18 protein-coding genes are annotated in these 21,076 nt (G+C 35.0%); 17 read left to right on the top strand and 1 reads right to left on the bottom strand.

Annotated elements, in window-relative coordinates:
- Positions 1 to 368 precede the first annotated feature (368 nt).
- Positions 369 to 554 carry a hypothetical protein gene (locus HCB49_RS14175; RefSeq protein WP_185605330.1) on the top strand — a complete coding sequence of 62 codons (186 nt, stop codon included), beginning with the start codon at positions 369 to 371 and terminating at the stop codon, positions 552 to 554.
- Between the two features lie 34 nt (positions 555 to 588).
- On the opposite strand, the gene HCB49_RS14170 is transcribed toward HCB49_RS14175, so the two are convergent.
- A complete protein-coding gene (locus HCB49_RS14170) occupies positions 589 to 1,488 on the bottom strand; it encodes a helix-turn-helix domain-containing protein (RefSeq protein WP_185605329.1) in 900 nt (299 codons plus the stop codon).
- A gap of 737 nt (positions 1,489 to 2,225) precedes the next feature.
- Between HCB49_RS14170 and HCB49_RS14165 the strand changes: the two genes are divergently transcribed.
- From HCB49_RS14165 to HCB49_RS14090, 16 genes are all read left to right on the top strand, one after another.
- Entirely contained in the window at positions 2,226 to 2,801 is a 576-nt protein-coding gene (locus HCB49_RS14165) for a hypothetical protein (RefSeq protein WP_185605328.1), read from the top strand.
- Positions 2,802 to 3,234: 433 nt separating this feature from the next.
- Complete coding sequence (locus tag HCB49_RS14160) at positions 3,235 to 4,281, top strand: toxin Cry1Ac domain D-VI-related protein (protein WP_185605327.1); 1,047 nt, start codon at positions 3,235 to 3,237, stop codon at positions 4,279 to 4,281.
- A gap of 128 nt (positions 4,282 to 4,409) precedes the next feature.
- Entirely contained in the window at positions 4,410 to 7,304 is a 2,895-nt protein-coding gene (locus tag HCB49_RS14155) for a SpaA isopeptide-forming pilin-related protein (RefSeq protein ID WP_185605326.1), read from the top strand.
- Positions 7,305 to 7,384: 80 nt separating this feature from the next.
- A complete protein-coding gene (locus HCB49_RS14150) occupies positions 7,385 to 7,744 on the top strand; it encodes a hypothetical protein (RefSeq protein WP_185555036.1) in 360 nt (119 codons plus the stop codon).
- A gap of 43 nt (positions 7,745 to 7,787) precedes the next feature.
- Positions 7,788 to 8,579 (top strand): hypothetical protein, encoded by a 792-nt coding sequence (locus HCB49_RS14145; RefSeq protein WP_185605325.1) that lies wholly within the window; start codon positions 7,788 to 7,790, stop codon positions 8,577 to 8,579.
- A 33-nt stretch (positions 8,580 to 8,612) separates the two neighbouring features.
- On the top strand, positions 8,613 to 9,065 hold the full coding sequence (locus tag HCB49_RS14140; RefSeq protein ID WP_185605324.1) for a hypothetical protein: 453 nt from the start codon (positions 8,613 to 8,615) through the stop codon (positions 9,063 to 9,065).
- Positions 9,062 to 9,838, top strand: coding sequence for a hypothetical protein (locus HCB49_RS14135; RefSeq protein WP_185605323.1), 777 nt, complete (start codon positions 9,062 to 9,064; stop codon positions 9,836 to 9,838). The genes HCB49_RS14140 and HCB49_RS14135 overlap by 4 nt, the downstream gene beginning before the upstream one ends.
- A 24-nt stretch (positions 9,839 to 9,862) precedes the next feature.
- Positions 9,863 to 10,546: a hypothetical protein gene (locus tag HCB49_RS14130; protein WP_185605322.1), complete on the top strand. Its 684-nt coding sequence runs from the start codon at positions 9,863 to 9,865 to the stop codon at positions 10,544 to 10,546.
- 114 nt (positions 10,547 to 10,660) lie between these two features.
- Positions 10,661 to 10,987, top strand: coding sequence for a hypothetical protein (locus HCB49_RS14125; protein ID WP_185605321.1), 327 nt, complete (start codon positions 10,661 to 10,663; stop codon positions 10,985 to 10,987).
- Positions 10,988 to 11,389: a TrbC/VirB2 family protein gene (locus HCB49_RS14120; protein ID WP_185605320.1), complete on the top strand. Its 402-nt coding sequence runs from the start codon at positions 10,988 to 10,990 to the stop codon at positions 11,387 to 11,389.
- Complete coding sequence (locus tag HCB49_RS14115) at positions 11,390 to 12,694, top strand: hypothetical protein (RefSeq protein ID WP_185605319.1); 1,305 nt, start codon at positions 11,390 to 11,392, stop codon at positions 12,692 to 12,694.
- 4 nt (positions 12,695 to 12,698) lie between these two features.
- Positions 12,699 to 13,937, top strand: a complete 1,239-nt coding sequence (locus HCB49_RS14110) for an immunoglobulin-like domain-containing protein (protein WP_185605318.1) — start codon at positions 12,699 to 12,701, stop codon at positions 13,935 to 13,937.
- A gap of 2 nt (positions 13,938 to 13,939) precedes the next feature.
- Complete coding sequence (locus HCB49_RS14105) at positions 13,940 to 14,158, top strand: immunoglobulin-like domain-containing protein (protein WP_185605317.1); 219 nt, start codon at positions 13,940 to 13,942, stop codon at positions 14,156 to 14,158.
- Positions 14,159 to 14,322: 164 nt separating this feature from the next.
- Entirely contained in the window at positions 14,323 to 16,581 is a 2,259-nt protein-coding gene (locus tag HCB49_RS14100; protein WP_185605316.1) for a hypothetical protein, read from the top strand.
- On the top strand, positions 16,581 to 19,166 hold the full coding sequence (locus tag HCB49_RS14095; RefSeq protein ID WP_185605315.1) for a type IV secretory system conjugative DNA transfer family protein: 2,586 nt from the start codon (positions 16,581 to 16,583) through the stop codon (positions 19,164 to 19,166). The genes HCB49_RS14100 and HCB49_RS14095 overlap by 1 nt, the downstream gene beginning before the upstream one ends.
- The gene (locus HCB49_RS14090) at positions 19,147 to 21,063 is read left to right on the top strand and encodes a pLS20_p028 family conjugation system transmembrane protein (RefSeq protein WP_185605314.1); all 1,917 of its coding nucleotides are present in this window, start codon (positions 19,147 to 19,149) and stop codon (positions 21,061 to 21,063) included. The genes HCB49_RS14095 and HCB49_RS14090 overlap by 20 nt, the downstream gene beginning before the upstream one ends.
- The last annotated feature ends 13 nt before the right edge of the window (positions 21,064 to 21,076 follow it).

The raw sequence follows: 21,076 nt of genomic DNA, 5'->3' as shown, positions 1-21,076 counted from the left end.
CTCTATTTGCGTATTATAATACCCATTTTCATTCTATCCAGATTATAACATGTTATCGTAATTGTAACATAGTTAAAAACGTTGGGAGAGAGTGCAATGTTCAGTCTTTTTACAGCTCCATTGGCCCTTCTTTGCGGTCACTGGTGGGTATAAATTAATCCAATAGCTACATGATAAAAACCTTTTTAAATTAAGACTTAAAAAGGTTTTTTGTGCTGTTTGAAAATTGCGAATTGTATCCAGAAATGTGTAATAATTATCACAATTCCGGTCGTTCACGACTGAAATCGGGCATTTCATTACATTTTTGGTTTTTCTGAAGATTTTTATGCTAGACTAAACACATACTTCAGAAGGGACTGATACAAATGATAAAAGTATTGAAAAAATGGTTTAAATTGGGGCTTCATTCTTCTAAAGAAGATATGCTGTTTGAAAAAAAAGTAAATGATTTAACACGAAGAATGCAGTCTATACAAGAAGAAGTAGATTCAGATGCGTGTAGACGACAACAAGCTGATTATCGATTTTTAGAACATACACACTTGGGATAATGCAAAAAAGCCAGATGTGTTATCATCAGGCTTTTTATTTAGCGTATTTTTTGAGCATTAGCTCCCAGTCGGCTTTATTATCAGCTAAAAATTCTCGTTTGTTAAGAAAGGCAAGACCATCGAAGCTTTCTTGTGCTAATCTATTAGCTTCTACACGTTGATGTTTAGCAAGCAGAATTTCCGCTTTTTTGTATAAAGCATCGTAATACAAATATTTTTCAGCTAATTTCTTACTTTCTTTTAAAGCTTGATCAACATGTGGTTCAGCTGAGAGAATATCATTGTTTAACTTTAAACAGTAAGCGAGGTTTAATAGAACACGGACCTTACTCGCTTTTGCCGGATACAGATCGTCGTAATAATCGAAGGCTTCACGAATTTTACTTGCTAAGATGTAGGCAGAATCATTATCAAGATAAAGCATAATCGTTTGTGCAACTAACGCATCCCAGTAAAACCAGTGCTCCTTAGCTTTTAATTCACTGTTAATTTTTTGGCACATTTCAGCAGCTTTTTCGCGATCATTTTCATAGTCTAGTATTTGTAGTGCTTCCATTGCGACTAGCATATTTTTAATATCTTTATCTGTTTGATAGCGTAAGTACTCTTTACAGTCTTTAATAAACGCTTTAAGTTTGGATTTATTTAATGTGTGACTGAGATTTTTAAACGTATATAAAAGACTTTCCTTAGTGATATATCGATTTTTATTGTGAATAAACATGAATTCAATCAGTGATATTTCTAAGTTGCTAAGAATAGAAAAAAAGTTGACGAGTGTAGGAACTGACACATCATTTTCTATTTTTCTATACGTACTTAGCGGAATATCATCAGCAACATCCCTTTGTGACATGTTCTTATTCTTACGAATGAGTTTAATTGTCTGACCAACATCGGGGTAAGTTGTTAAATTGTGAAATCTTTGTGACATTTTCATCAACTCCTGACAACGAATTTTGGAAAAGTAGTTTTTTTATAGAAAATGACCACTACAGGTTACTGAGAATGGCTTTATAGAGGGATTCTTATTTTCAGGGGTACTTTATTTTTAAGAAGTGACCACCACAGGTCACTTTTGACCAAAAGGCGGTTTTATGGTTAAATTAAGTTAGGAGTTAGAGATAAACAATACTCCTACAAATCGCAATGAAGCATGCTTTAAATACATCGAGAGGGGTCATTAAAATGAATCTACTTTTAATGTTTATTGGAACTAATGGTCATGGCCATTTAGGATAATTTAAAAACTGAACTGTGTACTAAGTGAAGCATCTATGTAAAAAAAAGACTTGCAAAACTTTTTTTTAAATGCTATCTTGTAACTAAGTTACTTAGTACGTGAAAAATTTAATAAAGAGCCATCCTACGTAATTCTCGCCAAAGAATTACGCAGGACGTGTAACACACAACACACAGCAGTAACTGTGGTCGCGGCTCGACTTTGATTATACTATATTTTAAACACTATCGTAAAGCCTTGTTTTTTCTTGCTTTTTCGTGTCTTCTATAGACAGCTAAAAGTTTGCGATGACAGTTCGTTACTTGTGCAGAAGAAATATGTGTAATAATTGTTGAAGCGTCCCATCACAAAATTGTGTAGGGGCGCTTTTTTTCGTACTAAGTAACGATTTATTAGTACATAAACTATTTAGAAAAGGAGGATGGATAATGACAAATTTAGGAAGAACAAATTATCAAGAAGAAATTAAACATCTTAAAACATTACTTGACTCCTGTAGCGATGAAGACAGGGCTATCATCAGTTCGATGGCTAAAAGCACAGAAGCTGCAAAAAGTTTAGATCCAGTGGAAATTAAAAAAAAGCTGAATCTAAAGAAGCAACAATTTCCTAAAAAGAAGACACAAATTAAAATTCCGAGTATAAATTATACTTCTCATAATATGAGTAAACGAAAGAAAAAAATTCGCGCTTCGGTGCGAATGGGAATGACAGAAGATGAATTTATACGTTTAGATAAAGTGTATATCCGCACTTTTGAAGGGAAATTTGGTAAAGCAGAATATGTGATTGATAGGAAGGCGGAAAAGTGTCTGAAGCATCAGCATGGTTATGCGGTGGAAATTAATGGAACAAGAAGAGTGTTGTTGCATGAAATATATCCACATGTTCGGAATGTTCGAACACAAACAAATGAGGTCATTGCTAAAAGAACGCACACATACAAAGCGTTGTTTATCACAGCACCATTTAAAAATAGCTATAAAGGATTTTTATTCAAGTGAAAATAAATCTACTCGTAAGTATGGAATTGATAAACCAATGGCAATTGCGAATAATGCATTGCGTTAATTATGTGGAATCAACTCTATAAATTAATTTGCAATAGTACCTTGAAAATTAAATGAAATGCAAATGTGGACTTTCCCAGCTTTCGAAGCATGGTTCTAAGCATTTGTGAACCTGGATGATTGATTCGTGCTAAACACCAGGGGATTTGTTAGAGAGTGAACTATAAACTCTTGCACGCTTTGGTTTTGTCGTTCCTTACCATAAACGATATCAATTTTGTACTTATGAGTAGATTAAAATAAATGTAAAAAAATTCACTTTTAAAGAGTGAGTAAGTGACAATAATGTGAAAACTTAATTGGAGGTCACATTATAAGTTCAAGTGAAGGTATAATAATTGTAACTATAGAAGGGAAGCGGAAAAAAATGGAGAAAAAAAGAAAAATTATCATTGGTGTTAGTTTGGCTGTAGCAGTTGTTATTTTAGGGGGAGGAGCGCTTGGGTTTCACAATTACAGTGTGAAAGCTGATCAAAAAGAAATGGCTCTGAAACAAAGTAACAGTGAAGTAAAAGCACTGCAAGAAGAAATAAATAAGTATTTTACTAATTCAAAGAAGGAAAATATCGTAGCTTCTTTTAAGAAAGAGGATGTAAAAGTACTGCTTGAAAAAGCTAAGAAATTACCCAAGGATTTGGATAATGCAAAAGCAATGCAAACGATAACTACTGATATCGATGATTTAATGAAGATGGTATATGCAAGAGAGAAAGTAGCAAGTTTATTAGATGATCAACAAGTGTTAGTAGCTGGTGCGAATATTCAACTAGCGCAAGCTGATGTAGATAGATTAAAAACGAAAAAACCAGTTTTTGCGGAAGAACAACAAAAAGTAATAGACGAAGCAAACAATCAAAAAAAAATAATTGATGAAGCAACGGCAAAAGTTAATCAGTTGTTTACTAGTGATCAAAAAACTGATGTCAAAAGTGGAACAACAAGAGAAGCGTATAATCAAGCAAAAGAAAATGTAAGTAAGATTAAACAATCACTTGCTAAAGAGAATTTAAATAAATATTTAGACAAAGTTAGTGCTTATGTGACTGAGGAAGAATCAAAAAGTGCAGACGTTAATCAAAATAGAACTTCCGGAAGTTCTAATAAATCTACTAGTAGTTCCGATAAAGTAGTTGAAAATGAAGCTAGTAATTCTAATAGTTCTAATTACAGCACAGGTAGTAAATCTAATTCAAGTTCTTCTGAAAAATCATCAAAAAACGATTCAACTAATAAATCTGTTAGTGGTGGTACTAGTTCAGGGAACAACAAAAATAGTGGGGGAAGTACAGGAAGTAGTAGTGAGAAATCAAATGGTAATAATAGTAGTAAACCAAGCGGAAATGTTAATCCAGGAAAAATAAACAAAGTTACTGAAAATGAAAACGGTGGAACGGATGAATATTTCGGTTGGTAATTAAATAATCAAAAAAGAGCAATGCATTTAATGCATTGCTTTTTTTTATTGGAGTGAATTTGATGAATATTAGAGCGCCAACAATTTTTCGATAAATTAAAGCATTAGAATATAAATAGGAGGTAAACATGAAGAAAAAACACGTTCAATTAACAAAAGTATCAATTGCAATGCTGCTAATTTTATCTTTGATAATTCAAATTTTTTCACCTTTGATTACGGCAAAAGCAGCAGAAAATAATGGATTTAAAGTAGGACAAACTGATTCTGGTGAAGCTGTTATGACTAGTAAAAATCCAAGACCACTACTGAAATCTACAGGTAGTAGTTCAGGAAGCTGGAGTGCTAATTATGGTGGATATACAACTTCAACATCTTATATTAATGTTGGTGGAAAGGTAGCCTTCTGTATTGACCCAGCAAAAGATTTTCCAGTCAATATTAATTATGCAGAATCTGTATACACAGACGCTGGTGTTTATAACATTTTAGCATATGGGTATCCGCATAATGGGACTAGCGAAAAAAATTATGTAGATACTTACGTCGCACTAAATTATTATTTGGGTCATTTTGATAGTCCAGCGATGGCTGCCGATTCAGGAGTGAAATATTTATTAGAAAAAGCTAGAACAAAACCAGCAGCAATGGGTAAGTTTTCTATTACTAATAAAAGTCAAAAAGCTACATGGAACTCAACTACTAAGAGACAAGAAACAGGTTACTATCAACATGTTTTAGAGTCTGATGTAAATGTTACTCAAACTATTTCTTTACCAGCAAATATTACCTTAGTTACTAGGAGCGGTAAAGAGTACAAAGGAAATGTTACTATTAATGCAGATGAAGATTTCAAATTAACTGCTCCTGCAGATTATGATAAAACAATTTCATTTGATGTTGACACTAACCTGCGTCCTAAATCTGCATTAATGTTTAATCCATCAAGTTCAAATGTGCAAAGATTAGTTTCAGCTGGGGGAGTTCGTGACCCAATTTCAGTTACTGATATTAAAGCTACATTTGAAGCACAGGTAGGCGATTTGAAGATCAAAAAAACTGGTTCTGATAATCGTACGCTTGCTAATGCAGAGTACGATGTGAAAGATAGTTCTGGAAAAGTCGTAGCACACGTAAAAACTACTGCTGATGGAACTATTACGGCAAAAGATCTTTTAATTGGAGATTACACTGTAGTAGAAACAAAAGCTCCAGCTGGTTATACCATTGATAGAACACCGCGTAAAGTAACTGTGAGAGCAGCAGAAACAACGCTCTTAAACGTGACGAACAAAGCCATTTCTTTCCAAGTGAAAGTGAAAAAAGCGGATTCTGAAACAGGTGATACTGCGCAGGGTGATGCTAGTCTTGTAGGTGCTAAGTACGGTATTTATGAAGATGCAGCAGCTACTAAATTACTTGAGGAAATTACCATTTCCCAAGATTTATCAGCCACTTCAAAGAAAATGCTGTTAGGCGGAGCATCTAAAACCGTTTATGTAAAAGAAACAAAAGCTCCAACTGGTTACAACATCGATAAAACGATTTATCCGGTTAAAATTGACCAAAAAGACGATGTAACCGAACTTTTACTAGGGAATACAACTAGTAACGATACAGTCATTAAAGGCGGTTTTGAACTTATTAAGTTTGCTAATAAGCCTTTGCTTCAAAGTATGCTAAATACTCTGCCAGAGGGCCAGAAACAGCCTTTATTTGGAGCTGAGTTCACTGCTACACTTAAATCTACTGGTGTCGTTGCGCAAATTCAAACAACAGACTTAAACGGTGCAGCAAGCTTCAAAAATCTTCCGTTCGGGACTTATAAAATTAGTGAAACTAAAACGCCAATTGGCTACAAATCAGTAGCTGATTTTGAAGTAACGATTAGCGAAGAAGGTCAAAAATTCCATTATATCCTGGAAGATAAAGTCATTGAAGCTAAAGTGAAAATTCTCAAAAAGGATATAGAAACAGGGAAAGTAATTCCTCGTGCAGGAGCAACTTTCAAAATTAAGGATAGCGAAGGCAATTTTATTTCGCAACATATCAATTATCCAACTGAAAAAGATCTAACTGAATTTACAACCGCAGCAGACGGAACACTTGTATTGCCAGAATCGTTGGTATTCGGTGATTATAAGCTTGTGGAAGTAAAAGCTCCGCACGGATATCTTCTTAATAAAGAAGAAATTTCGTTTACTGTTAGTGAAGAAAATGATGGAGATATGATCACATTAAGCTTTAGCGATGCTCCGGCAAAAGGTAAAGTACGAGGTATTAAAACTAAGGAAATTATTGACACTGAAAAATCTACTTCAGAAAAAGTAGTTTACAAGCAAGTTCCGGCTGCGAACATTGAGTTTGATGTCGTTGCAAAAGAAAATATTGTTACACCAGATGGTACAGTTCGTGCTAAAAAAGGTGAAGTAGTTGATCACTTGAAAACTAATAAAGAAGGTAAATTTGAATCAACTAAAGAATTATATTTAGGAAAATATAATTTGGTTGAAACCAACTTGCCAGCTGAGTACAAAGAATTAAAACCAGTTTCATTTACGCTAAAATATAAAGATGATCAAACAAAAATTGTCTGGGCAAATGTAAATGTTACAAACATCCTTAAAAAAGGGGATGTAGAAGTTAGTAAAACAGATATCACTGGAGATAAGGAATTGCCAGGGGCGACTCTGCATATCGAAGGAAAAGATGTTGATTTAACGTGGGTTTCTACAAACACAGCTAAGAAGTTTAATCTTCCGGAAGGTGAATATGAACTTACTGAAAAAATTCCTAACGATGGTTACAAATTAAATACCTCAACTGTGAAATTTACGGTCAAGGATGGTAAAGTAACAAAAACTATCATGCATAATGAAAAATTACCTGTCCAAAAAGGCTTCCTACCTAGCACGGGCGATAGCTCCCTAGATTTGATGCTTTATAGCCTAGGAACTATTTTGACTGCTGTAGGAATCTATTTACTAGTACAACTTAGAAGAAAACGTTTGAACCAAAATTAATAGCAACTATAAAAGGAGAGTAGCGAAAGTTGCTCTCTTTTTTATTGAATCGTTAATTAAATGCAGAAAGGAGCTGTGACATGACAAAAAGAATGAAAAAAATTCAAGTGACACTTTACATGCCAAAAAATCGGAAACATTTAAATAATACTAAACTAGTCAATCATAGAGCGACTGTGTGCATTCCACAACAATTTAACGAAGCTGATTTCATTAAAGCTTTTTACGAGCTACAAAAGACAGTACCTAATAATCTAATTAAATTAAAAGCCAAACAAACGAAAAAAACATTAGAAATGGAACTAAAGAAAGTCGAGTTCCTAAACTTCGGAAAATATAAAGGGTACGAAAATGAATTTGAACTTATTTTTGATGAAACAGACTTTGCAACGATTATTTATGCAATGATGCAAAACATCAAAATCTTGGGCGCATTATAGTGTCAAATAAATAAAAACATAATAACTATTTGGAGGAATTACAATGAAAAAACAAACAAAATTAATTACAACTTCCCTGGTAGCAGCAATGCTTATCCTACCCCTATCCGGTTGTGGCCAAAGTGCCGCAAATGCTCCAGCTTCGCAACCTCAAACTCAAACCCAAACGGAAACAACTGAAAAAGTAGAACAAAAAAGCAGCTTGCAAGATTCAAAATACGTAGCTGAAAGATATCTGAGTTACATTTACGATGCGAAAACAGCTGAAATTAAGGATGTAACGGGCGAAAGCACTTCTAGTTTTAAAGAAGAGCAAAAGAAATTCTTTTACGACAGAGTTGGTGCAGTAACGCCAATCGAGTATCCGTTAGTAATTGAATATCAAGGATTTTCTGAATTATATACTCCTGAGAAAATCAAGAGCGAGTATGCAACAGCAATGGTTAAATACTTTGAACAAGTGAATGACTACAAGGTTATTGACAGCAAAGAAAGTGATAACGGAGCAGAAGTTACGGTGGAAGTGAAAGGACTAGCGATGAATGCTCTTGCTAATCAAGCTAACTCATATATGGACAGTTTAATTGGATTTGATCAAAACTTAGCATTGAGTAAATATCCATCAGATTTAACACAAAAAGCAAATGCTGTACTACAATTTTGGGCGATAGGCGAGCTATTTCAACAAGGAAATAAAGCACCTATGCTAAAGAATAGTCATACGTTCACGATGTATTTAGAAAAAGATAATAAAGGTAACTATCAAGCTACTGAAGACACGATGAGCGATGTTTATTCTGGATCTAAACTAGATACCTACGAAGACGGAAAATAAGTGAGTCAAACACAAATAGAGGAGGAATAAATATTGAACAGCATCAATCAATTAAAGGTGGAATTTGTGGATGGAGTGGTGGTTATTTTGTTAACCGCGTTATTTGTAATAGCTTTAATAATGGTAATTGCTAGTAGACAAGAACGGGTTTCATCAGAAAATAGTAAGGATACTATAGAAAAATTTCTAAATAGAGTCGGTTGGTTGGAAATGGAAATACAAAGATTAAGTGAGGAAAACAAAAAAATGTTGCAGGAGAGAAAGTTAGAATGTGCCTCTTTTAAGATATCACCGAAAGAAGATTTGTTTAAGCCAGTAAAAAATGGCTACCTGCTCGAGTCAACAATAAGTTTTCTTCTAAATGAAAATCAATCTTTAGAGCATGCGCTGGAGGAATTACGGATAGAAAAAGCATCGCTTATGAACGAAGTAGAAATGCTTTTGCTGGAACTAGAGGGATTTTCTAGTGATAGTGATATTACATGAAAAAAGATAAATGGTTAGGATATGAAAGAATATCCTTAAACGTAATAATTGTTTTAGCGATACTAGTGATACTAATCCCAATGGAAGATAAGGACGATTTTCAACTTTTGACAAAAGTGTTAGCTGGTGCTTTAATCTTAGTCGTGACATTAGCGAGATCTATGGTAAAAACGGAATTAAAACTCATCATGAAACGATGTAGGAATCTTAGAAAAGAGTCGTTGACGTCAAAAGAATTTAATTCTGGTCAAACTAATGAAGTGAGTACTATAGGTTCATTCATTCAGCCTCCATTAATCCGTGTAGCAAGGGTTAATGTGGAGATCTTTGAAGAAGCATTAGAAAAGTATATGAACAGTTCTTGGAGGACAGTTAACTTTACAAGAAAAGCTCAAAAAGCTTTCGATGACTTGATTCAACAAATTGATGAACAACGACTAGCCGTTTCAGCTTTTCAGCAAAGGATGTTAGAGAATTTAGACAAACGAAACGCAGACTGGGAAAAAAATCTTCACGATGAAAGCAGGTTATTTGATCGAGAATGGAAGTTAGCTTTACGTAGAAGGCAAGAAAGTGAGATAAAGCATTACTTTCAAAAGAAAAATTTGATAGTAACTAAAATCCAAGAAATTTCGATGGGTTATTCTCTAGTATATATTAATTCTGATCAATATATTATTAGAGTAGTAGGAGACAAGGTAATAGATGTCTATAACTGGCATTCACATGAAAATGAAATGCTGTCTTCTCCTATACTTATCGAGGGAGATTAATTAAAGGAGGTTGTATTTTAAGTTATGAAAAAGCATGATAAAGTACGAATTTTTCTCAATATATTATGTATATGTTCGATTATTGGATTTTTCATTTTACCCATGCATTCATTTTTAATGGGAATATCGACTTTTTTTATAGTGATAATTATTATTTACGGGAAATTACTAAGTAAAATAAGACTTAATCTGTTCATAGATAAATATCAATTAAATAAACGTGTACGAATAAAATGCGATCGAACATCCAATAAATTTCCGGGTATTTTAGTAGGAAGAGCTATATCCCCACTATCAGAAATACCAGAAGTAGATGTAATAATTTTCAAAGAAGCTTTGAAGGACTACGAGAAAAGTATCTGGAGATCGGTGTCCTTTACGGAAAAGGCACAAAGTGCATACGATCTCTTATTAGGAAGATTTGAAAAACAACAACAAACAATGAAAGAAGAAAATGAACGGAAGGAGGCCAGAGAAAAAGAAAATTTAGAAACTGAGAGATTTAATCAGAAAATAGAAGAATATAGGTTACTGGAAGATGGAAAAGTCATAACAACTTTTTTTAAAAATGATGGATTCATTGTGGACGATATTAGAAACGTGAGTGGTAATCAATATTTAGTTTATGCCAACTTATCAAGGTACGAGGTTGAACTAAAGAAGGGAAAAGTAATATATATAAATAAACTAAAGGAGAGATTTGCTTAATTATTCTTATATGAAAGTAAAGGTGGTGATGCAGCAACTATAGTGACAAGATGAAACGATCTATAAAATAGATGGTTTTTTATTTTGTGAAAAAACAAGGATAGGAGGATGCAAATGCAAATGATTACCAAAGCAGAAAAGACGAAAGTTACTAGTCTTTTCAACTTGTTAGCAGAAGCAAATGGAGAAGATCCCAATGATTTATTACATCAATTAAAAGTAAAAGAGTTAGAAAAAAATAATATTGATGAAGGCTCCAGAATGTTGCTACAACAGATGGCGAAGCTACAAGTAGAAAATTCCCAACTGCGTAAAAAGCAAGGGGAAAGTCCGAAAGAGAATGGAGTAGATTTAATGACCAATAAAGTCACTCATTCGAAGCAAGAAGAACAGTTAAAACCTACTGATGAAAATAGTAACAAAAGAAAGGAAGATGAATAAATGGAAGAACAAGAAAAATTCATGGAGAGAACAAGTTCATCTACTGCAAAAAAATCAATGAAGGATCGAATTTTACAAAAGCCAACCATTATGAAAATGATGGGGGCTTTTTTTAGTATCTGCTTATTTTTACTGGCACCAACACAAGCTTTTGCAGCTAAAACATCAGGCGACATTCAATCCTCTGTAAATGCAGCTGGAGAAGGTGTCTATGATTTCGTCACAGGAATTACATTATGGCTAGGTGTAGCGATGGTTTCCATTGGTTTCTTAATTATGAAATTCAAATGGATAGATAGAAGTGGAACTGCTGGTAAAATCGTTATGAACACATTATTTGGTATTGGTGGCGTTTTTGCAGCTCCACAAATTGTTCAATTTGTTATTGATCTGGTGAAATAAATGTTGATTTGGTGGATACGAATTAGTGTGGTAAAAAATGTGGAAAAGGAAATACCTTTTTTTGTTGGGCAAGAGATGCTTTTTAGTCAGTTTCATAATGCTATCAATGATCTTTTAAATGGATCAAACGGGTTTACGAAAATTCGATTTGAACTTAATCAAACAAAAAATCAACAATCTCAAACGGTAGGCCTATTTACATGGGAGTCTGATGATCAACTTAATATCCTTAATTCTATTGAAGCAAAGTTAGAATTGGGTGTTAAGAATAACATGCTAGATAAGAAACGTAAGAAAGAAATTATGAAATATTTAACTACGGATGTTTATAAGAATCAGCAGAACCCCTCCGGTCTAAAAGAGAAACCCATTTCTAATTCGTATCCTCCAATAAAATCAAATGAGGTTCAATCGAAGGATAACGAATTAGAAAACAAGCATGAAATAAATGTATCAAATAAAGAACCTCTTACACCAACTGAAAAGGAAACGGAAAAAGAATCTGTTAAACAGCCAATAATTAAGCAAGTAAAACCGAAAAAAACTGGCCCTAGCAAAATCTCCTTGCTTTTAAAACAAATACCAATAAGCCAAACAATAGCCCTTTTTAAAGATAAATGGAAGTGGATAGCTGCTAGTGTAATTTCTCTGCTTCTTATTTGTTCTATTATTTTTGTCAGTGTGACTTTTTTTTCTTCGAATAAAGCGAATAATTCCAATGATTCTTTTAGCGTTTTAAAGTCGGAAAAAGACTATAAATCAATGGCGAGTGAATATCCGGATGAATTTTGGAAATGGGAAGAAGCGAAAGTCGAGGCAATGGATACAGATATATTAATGGAAGCTTATGAAGCATACCCTGATGAAGCCATAGCGTTCGATATAGCCTTTCTAGGCAAAGCCTACACCAAAGTAACTCAGATGTATGAAAAGACGCCAGAAAAGCTGCGTATGAACAATACGCGATATGCATTTTTAGGTTTCTCTTATTTGAAAGAGAATAACTTAGCTAAGGCGGAGGAGATGACTGGTAAGAGTGAAAGTCAGGCGCTTTATGGCCAATTGGCATTAGCTTATTTACGTAAAGGTGACGTTAAAAAGGCGGAGGAATGTAATAAGATATCCAAAGATGATGATATTAACGTAAAAATCAAAGATTATCAACTAGTGAAAACAACGCTGGACGAAGTTAATAAACAACTTGGAAACACTAACTTGAGTAAAGAAATCAAAGATAAGTTGCAAGAAAATAAACAAGTGTTAGAGAACGAATTAAAGAAAATTAAAGATGGAAAGGATGAATAATTGAATGGCACCAAAATGGAATAAAAAAGTGGTTATCGCCCTTGCTTCCGTTGGCTTAGTAGGCAGTATCGGAACAGGCGTTTTTTTCGCATATAACGATAATGCGAGTGAGAACGTTGGCCATCAAGCAGAAGAAAAAGTTAAACAAGTATCAAAATCAAAATTAGATCGTATTTTAGAAGAGGAAGATACTAAAAAGACGGATGCAAAAAAAGATATTTTGCAGGGGATTTTGAGTAAAGAGAAGAAGAAGAGCGATCAGTTTGCTTCTATTATTGATGCTACAGCTGATACTAAGAAGTTAAGCGCAGGGGAAGTTGCTTTGAGTGTAATTAGTACACTTCCGGCCGATAAACAAACTAATCAACAATTAGTTAGTGCGATTCCATCACCAGCAATCAATTTACCAACTAAAGAACCAATTATTAAACCAATTGATGATGGAGGCGGTAGTGGGGGTACAGACATCGTTTTACCACCAATAAACGATGGAAATGATGATGTAGTTGTACCGCCTGAAAAAATCAATCATGCGCCATCTATTTATGCTGAAAATCAATCTATCCATGTTGGAGCTAATTTCAATCCGTATAGATATGTGACAGCATCAGATGAAGAGGATGGTGATTTGACTTCGTCAGTGCAAGTAGTTAGTAACAATGTGAATTCTGATAGAGTTGGTAGTTACAGTGTCACATACAAAGTAACGGATAGCGCTGGAAAACATGTAGAAAAAACGATTACGATTGAAGTTATTAATGATGCGCCAGTCTTACATGTTGTAAACAGAGAATTATCTGTAGGTGATACGTTTAATCCTTTAGAAAATGTAACAGCCTTTGACACAGAAGACGGTGATGTGACTAGTCGTATAGAAGTAACTGAAAATGATGTTAATAGTCAAGTGCCTGGTACTTATTCGGTTACTTATCAAGTAACCGATTCTTATGGGACAACAACTACGAAAACAATCCAAGTGAGAGTTTTCAATGACAAACCAATTATAAGCGCAGTTAATAAAGAGCTAGTTGTGGGAGATACATTTGATCCATTAGAAGGTGTCAGAGCCAATGATAAACAAGATGGTGATTTGACGAATATTATTCGTATCCAAGCAAATGATGTTGATTCGACAAAAGCAGGTGTTTATCATGTGACTTATGTTGTTGAAGATAGTGCAGGAGAAGTTAGCGAAAAGACAGTGACTATTACAGTCAAAGAAAAAATTCTGCACCGGAGATAAAAATGAATACTGAAACGATTAATTTAAATGTAGGAGCTAACCCAGACTGGAAAGTGGGGGTTACAGCAAGTGATGAAGAAGATGGGGACATTACGAACGCCATTACGGTCAATGCAATAGATGTAAACTTGGAAGTACCAGGAAATTATATAGTTATTTACCAAGTAACAGATTCAGGTGGTTTAACAACGACCAAAGAAGTTTCTGTGACTGTCGAATAACGAAAAAGGGGGGGCTTATTGTAGCTCCTTCTTTTTAATATTGAATGGAAGGAGTGGGAAAACACATGCAAGTAAAAAGCCAGATGTTGAACTATCAGCCATTGTTAAGAGAGTGTTTGCTTATTAGTTAGAGGATTAATACCAAATAGAAAGGAAAGATAACTATGACCAACCAAAATGTAGAATATCCTATTTATTATGCAAAGAGTCAAATAGAAGAACACCAACGAAAAATGCAAGAAGAAGTAGAGGAGCAAGCTGGAGAACGACTGGTCGAGAAAGAAGATTTATTGCAACTGATATATGGTGAATTGACAGCAATCAAAGATGCGTTAACCGATTTTGCGGCAGGTTATGGCCAATCTACTGAGGAAGAACAAGTAGAACGGATGCAGACTTTTTCGGAAAGATTAAAGGAGTCCTTTTCAAATTTTAAAACAAAGGTGACTCAATTTCTTCATCGAATGGATGAAAAATTAGCATTTAAAGAGCCTGTAACAGCCAAGCAAGGGACAGAAATAGCATTAAAAAATTACATGGAAGATCCAGTTGGTAAAATCGACCGAGTTCCAACTGAATTAGAAACACCTTTTGCTAAAAAAGAAGTGGAGAAGCAAAACCAGGATGTTAGAGAAGTTGTCCAAAAGTCGATGGAAAAAGGGACTTTAGATGAAAAGAAACTAGAAAAAATATTAGAAGAACACTTCCAGAAAACAGAGAAGATGGTTTTAAGCCACCTTGATAAAGTAGAAGCCCTATCTCAAACAAATGAATTGCCTTCTCAACAACAAGTAGATGTGCAGAGAAAGAGTTTTCGAGAAAGAATGTCGGACTCTACTAATCAATTAAAAGACAGAACCAGTCAAGCAATTCAATCTACCATTCTTCCCGTTCAGAATAAGATGAAAGAAGTCCAAGATAAGGTGCAACAAGTAACCTCTGACAAAATGATTGCACTAGGTGACAAGTTAAGAGTGGTTGGATTGGATATTGCACCTAAAGTTAACCAAGAAAACAAGCAAGAAAATAAAGAAGAGAAGTCATCCAAAGAAATAATGGGTAAATATCCAGATTTTATATTAGGCAATTTACCTGGTCTTCCGGAAGAAATTTCTCAATTTGATAAATTACACACTCCAGCTGAAGCGGTGGGTGCGCGTATTGAAGTAATGAATGACTGGCTAGAGCATCAATCAAGTAAAAATTACGCCAATGACAAAAGAATAACTAGCCATACAGCATGGTTAACGAATCTAAGTAAACAGTCAGCTGAAGAAATAGAAAAAATTATTTCTGGTGAGGCGACAAAAAATATTGAAAGAGCAGACACAATGAAGATAAGTGCGCCTAATAAAGAGGTTTTAAGGGAATCACTGATAAGCCAGAAACAAAGTGAAATTGCGAAAGAAGCCAATATCTTAGAATATTTGAATGCACGCGGAGAAAAATTTAATAAGAATACGGTTGGTAAATATCAGCATGTAGAGCTACCTAACTTGGTGTACAGCCCTACTTCGAGAGAACTAACTTATTCGGTTGACGGAGAAGAAAAAGTTGCTAGGAATGCGATTGAAGCTGGTCAAATGGTCTATGGCTATAAAGAGGCCGAAGTAATAGAAGATATTCTTAAAAATATTCAAAAAGGAGAGCTGCAGGTGGGGGACGAAAAACAAGAAGATCCAATTAAAGAAATACCGCAAACAGAAAAAGATAGTAATTTAGATCCAAAAGAAGTAGAAAATAAGCAAGCTAAAGAAGCCTACATCAATTATTTGGCTGGAAGTGTGATAGCGGATACGCTGAAGAGTTTTGATAAAAAGTATGGCTTAGAAGAAGCATTTAATATTCGTATGGAAGCCATTGATGAAGAAGTAATGTTTGGCCATAAATTAGATCGAAGTAATCCAATGATTGAAAACAAAATCAATGAATTGCAATCTGTGTTTCGGGAAAGATCGGTAGAAAAGCAGACTGCTCTAATTAGAGAAGAATATAGAACACAACCATCAAAACAAGCAGTGGAAATAAGTCAGGATAAGAGCATGGATTCATTACTTCAATCTGTTCCAAATAGTGGACCACAGAAAGAAGATATCATTCCAGAGTATCAATCATTTATGAAAGCTAGTTATGCTGGGGAAAATGGACAAGTAAGCGACCTCTTAACACAATATGAACAAGAACATGGTCTTGAAGCGAGTATGCAATTACGTTTAGATGCTGTTGAAAATCTTTTGGAAAGCAAAGAAATTAATTTTACTGAAGCTGAGTATATGGAAGATGTCAAAAGTAATTTGAAGGAATGTTTAAATCGTGGACCGGAAGCCATGCAAAAATTCAAAGAAAACGAGCAAGAAGGAAATGTAGAGAAAAATATGCATCGTAGCGAGGAACAATCACCTTTAGCTAAAGGTATTAGATAATGTTTTCTCTAAAAAAGCCGTTCAAGGATCCTAGGAAACATACGTCAGAAGAATGGCGCGATACCAGACGTGCAGCATATCGAAATAAACTAACTTTGTTAGCCAAACCAAAAGGTTTGGCTATCTTCTTTATTTTCAGTTGGGTTGCCCAACTGTATTTAGTGAATATCATTATTGGTATAACGCGTGCTTTAGGAAAAAACGCACAAGCATTTTTTCATGGGGAACAGAATGACAATTCACATATGGTTAAAGCCTTCATTTATCCTGCTTTATTTGAGTTTCCAGCATGGTTACTTTTTTTAATGGTTGTTTTCGCGATAACCAGTATATATTTCTGCTTTCAAGTATTTCACTCTTTTAGAGCTTTAGAGGATATACAAAATACAAGTACCAATAGGTGGGAATCAACGGAGAACTTATTAAAGCAGTACCGTATTATTTGGGCAGACGAGGAAGCTAAGATTGATGGAGTCGGTGGTGTTCCTGTTGCGCACGTCCGACCTTCTGTTTTGAAAGAGTTTGGTATGGAACGTTTGACCTTCTTTGATGACCAATTTATAGAAAAAGAAGATATACCTGACGTCAAAGCAGCGATTATTGCGCAAGGGGACGATTTGAAAAGCATTATAAAAAATGCCGAAATTCTAAAAAAAGAATTGCCTGAAACAGTGAGAGAGTATGGAATCTTAATTGCAGATGAAAATACAAATGTTATCGCGTTGGGTATCACACGGGCCGGCAAAGGGGTTTTCTTTGTTAATCCAGATATTGATGCCTTTAGTCGTTCTAAGCGGATAGAAGACAGAGCAAGTTTCTTCATAGCTGATACTAAAGGGATTGCGTTACGTGAAAATTATAAAATGCTTGTATCACGTGGGTACGATGTTTTAGTTTTTAATACAGCTGATCCTTTCTTTTCCAATCCGTTTAGTCCATTATTTACGGCTACTCACAATTATGAGGATTATTTATTTAAGGAAGATTCGCTTACTCGCATTCAACGCTTTAAAAGGTTGGATTTTGCGGTACAGGATATTGCTTCCCTGGCAAGTATTTTATATATTCGACCAAATTCAGGGGATAAGTTCTTTGTAGATAATGCGAGAGCCTTATTTAGAGCTAGTTGTATAGCAATTATTGATTACTGTTTGAGGACAGATCAAAAACATAAAATCTGTTTATATACCGTATCAAAAACCATCTCAGATATGATGGGTAAAAAAATGAACCGGAAAAATCACCCTTATCTCCAAAAGTATGTCACAAGCGAACGCCCAATTGATGATTTATACGCTGATTACAAAGGGAAATCAGCGCTGGATGTCTTTTTTGGAGAATTAGACAATGACCATCCAGCTTCTGATGCATATGGTTCCATCCGTTTGGCCGGAGGAGCCGAGCAAACAATATCAGGTATTGCAAGTGAATTAATTGTAGCTTTAGATCCTTATGTACGTAGTGGTAATGCAAGATTAACAGCAGATAACGCTTTTGATTTCCGGAAATTAGGTTTTGGAGATAAACCGCAAGCAATCTTCCTAGTATTTCCGGACTCGGATTCAAGTAATGAAGAACTAGCTACTTTATTTATTGAAACATCTTTTCGTGAACTATGTCGAGAAGCTGATGCAACAGAGGATGGAGAATGTCCGCGTACAGTGATTTACTTGTTTGATGAGTTTGGTAATTTAATGAAAATACCATCCATTGGTAAGAAGCTAAGTGCGGCCCTTTCACGAAATATTCGGTTCCACATTGTTTTACAAAATTTGGGACAATTGAAGATTTATACAGAAGCAGAACGTGAAACAATCTATTCCAATACTGGGATAACGAATTACATTAAGAGTAATGATAAAGATACCAATAATGAAATATCTAATCGATTATGGAAGCGTTCTGTATCTAGTTTTACGCGACAGGGCGCACGATTCAGTTTAAAGAAAACAGAAACGGAGTCAGTAAAAGATGTTGATTTAATGTCACGATCAGATTTAGAGCAGCTTCAATTTGGCGAAAATGTTATTTTGAGAGTTTCAAAAACTACAGATTTAAATAACGAAGCAATTACGCAACACCCTATTCTAAATAGGGGTTCGGAGCGTATGATACCTAGTTTTTGGTATTTAAAACATAAAAAAGTAGCATGGGAAGACCTTCCAATCAACAATACGCATGTAGATATTTCTTTGGCAGATTTTACTTTGGAACTTTTAATTCCATCTATTGTAAATAATGAACATCAAACATCAATTGCGAAAAAAAGTGACGAAGTAAAACAAACCTTTAAGTCAGCAGTGCAAAAAGCTTACAAGAAAGATGGTAATTATTATCGCAATTGTCGCGAAGTATGGAATGAAGTAATTATTAAGACAATACGACAAGAGCTGTTTTTAGAAGAAAAGTTGAAGCTGGATAAAGAAAATTTAAACGATGGTTTGAAACGTCTAATGAGTGGGACAGTTGCTGAATTTACACAGTGGTTGGAAATGGAAGACAACGTTCATTCTGTTGAATTTGTTGGGCGCACATTGGAGCTAGAAAACTGGAAGGAGGATTCAAATGAAATTAAAAGTGCGTAAATGGAAAACAAAGATTCTTGTCACATTGACACTAAGTATCGCAATCTGGTTACTGTTAGTGAATTATCAATTGGTCGCCGATGCAGGATTCTGGGGCTTATTTGAAAAAACGAATGATGAAGCAAAATCTATACTCATTTTATACGAAGGCTATTTGGTTCAGGGAAACGTATTTTATTTCATGCTTAGATGGCTAGCATGGTCACTCATCATTATCCTTGAAAGAGGTGTAACCATATTTAGTCAGGCTAACTTAGATGTTTTGGAACTAGGAAATTTTGCTGAGGCAAGTGGTTTCTCTGATATTATGAAAAAATTAGATGGTTTAGAAGCCTTTTTTCTTCTATTAGCCATATTGCTGTTGTTTTTCATGATGATGATGGGGAAAAAAGTGGAATTCTCGCAAGCTATGAGTAATCTAATGAGTGCGATGGTTATTGTGATGGCTTTGCCATTTTTTGTAACTACAATGTTAGGGCTAGCAACTGATATTGGAACCGATCTAAGCAGAGGTAATGATGATGTTAACATCGGCCAGAAAACTGTAATGGATAACACAGCAGATCTGACTGTATTTGCAAAGAATAATTGGATCGATCCAGACAAAATAAAAGAGAAAAATGAGCTTACAAATATCAAATATGTAAGGATAACACAGCAAATTACTAAGCCGGAAGAATTTGGTGGTAATGGTGTTCTTGGATATAACTTAGACTTTGCAGATGGAAAAGAAGTTGCTGCTTCCTTTGATGCGGATGTTGGTTTCGGTAAAAGGTGGGCGCAAGATTTAATCGGGGAAGGATATTACCGATGGCATGTTAATTTTATTACCACGATAGTCATTTTAGCTGCATTAAATGTAGCTTATATTTTGTCCGGTATTCGGATGGGAAGAATGATGATAGAACTTGCTTTTAATCAAGGGTTCGCGACGATATTGGCATTCGCTGATTTTCGAACGATGACTAGATTAAAGCAGGTTCTTTTTAATATCGTTGGAATACTATGCGTGATAGTAGCAATCTTTTCTACGTATTCTGTTTTCTCTGCGTTTGCGACATATATTACAATTTCAGGATTAACCGGAGTACCTTATGTTTTTGCGATGGTAGGCGCTATCTGGTTTGTTATTGATGGACCAACAATCGTACAAAAAGTGTTAGGTATTGATGCGGGTATTTCTTCTGCTTGGGGCTTACTAGGCGGTGCTATGGGTGTGAAAGCAGCAGCAGGTCTTGGTAAGGCTGGTGTAGGTGTAGCTGGTGCTGCAGCTTCTTTAGCTTCACAAGGAGCCGCATTTGTTGGTGGCGCTACGGCCGGAGCTATTGGAAATATAGCGGATGGTTTAGCAGATGGCTTAAACAAGAAGAAAGATAGCGAGAAATCTGAAAAAGGCGATGACAAAGATGACGGAGCAAAAGGCTTAAATGAGTCTAAAGAGGATGGTGATGAGTCAGAAGGATTGAATGAGAATAAGGGACAAGAATCATCCGAATCAAATGGGTCAGAAGAGAACGAGACTCCAGGTGATAAATCAGAAGATCAAGCTGAACGGTCAAATACATCCGAAGATGAAAATAACGCAAAAACAAAAGGCTTAAATGAAAAGTCTGATGACACTAAGTCGCCAAACAGTGAAGATGCAGAAACGCTGTCTGATAAAGGTAAAGAGGGTAATAAACCTGATGAAAGTGCGTCATCTAATCGTAACGATGATAATGGCACACTGAACGACAACGCACAACAAAATGATGGTAAGAACACAGAAGCATCTGATGAGCCATCTGATAGCCCAGAAAAACCTACGTTAAGTAATCAAGTGAAAAATAGAGTAGCAAATACAAAAGTAGGAAAAGCAGCAAAATCTGGTTATAACCTAACAAAAAAATCAAAGTAGAAGGAGGATGAGC

The organism is Listeria cossartiae subsp. cayugensis (assembly GCF_014229095.1).
In the GTDB taxonomy this organism is placed as follows: domain Bacteria; phylum Bacillota; class Bacilli; order Lactobacillales; family Listeriaceae; genus Listeria; species Listeria cayugensis.
Note: the sequence above shows the minus strand (reverse complement) of the source record. Positions and strands in the feature narration are given on the sequence as shown.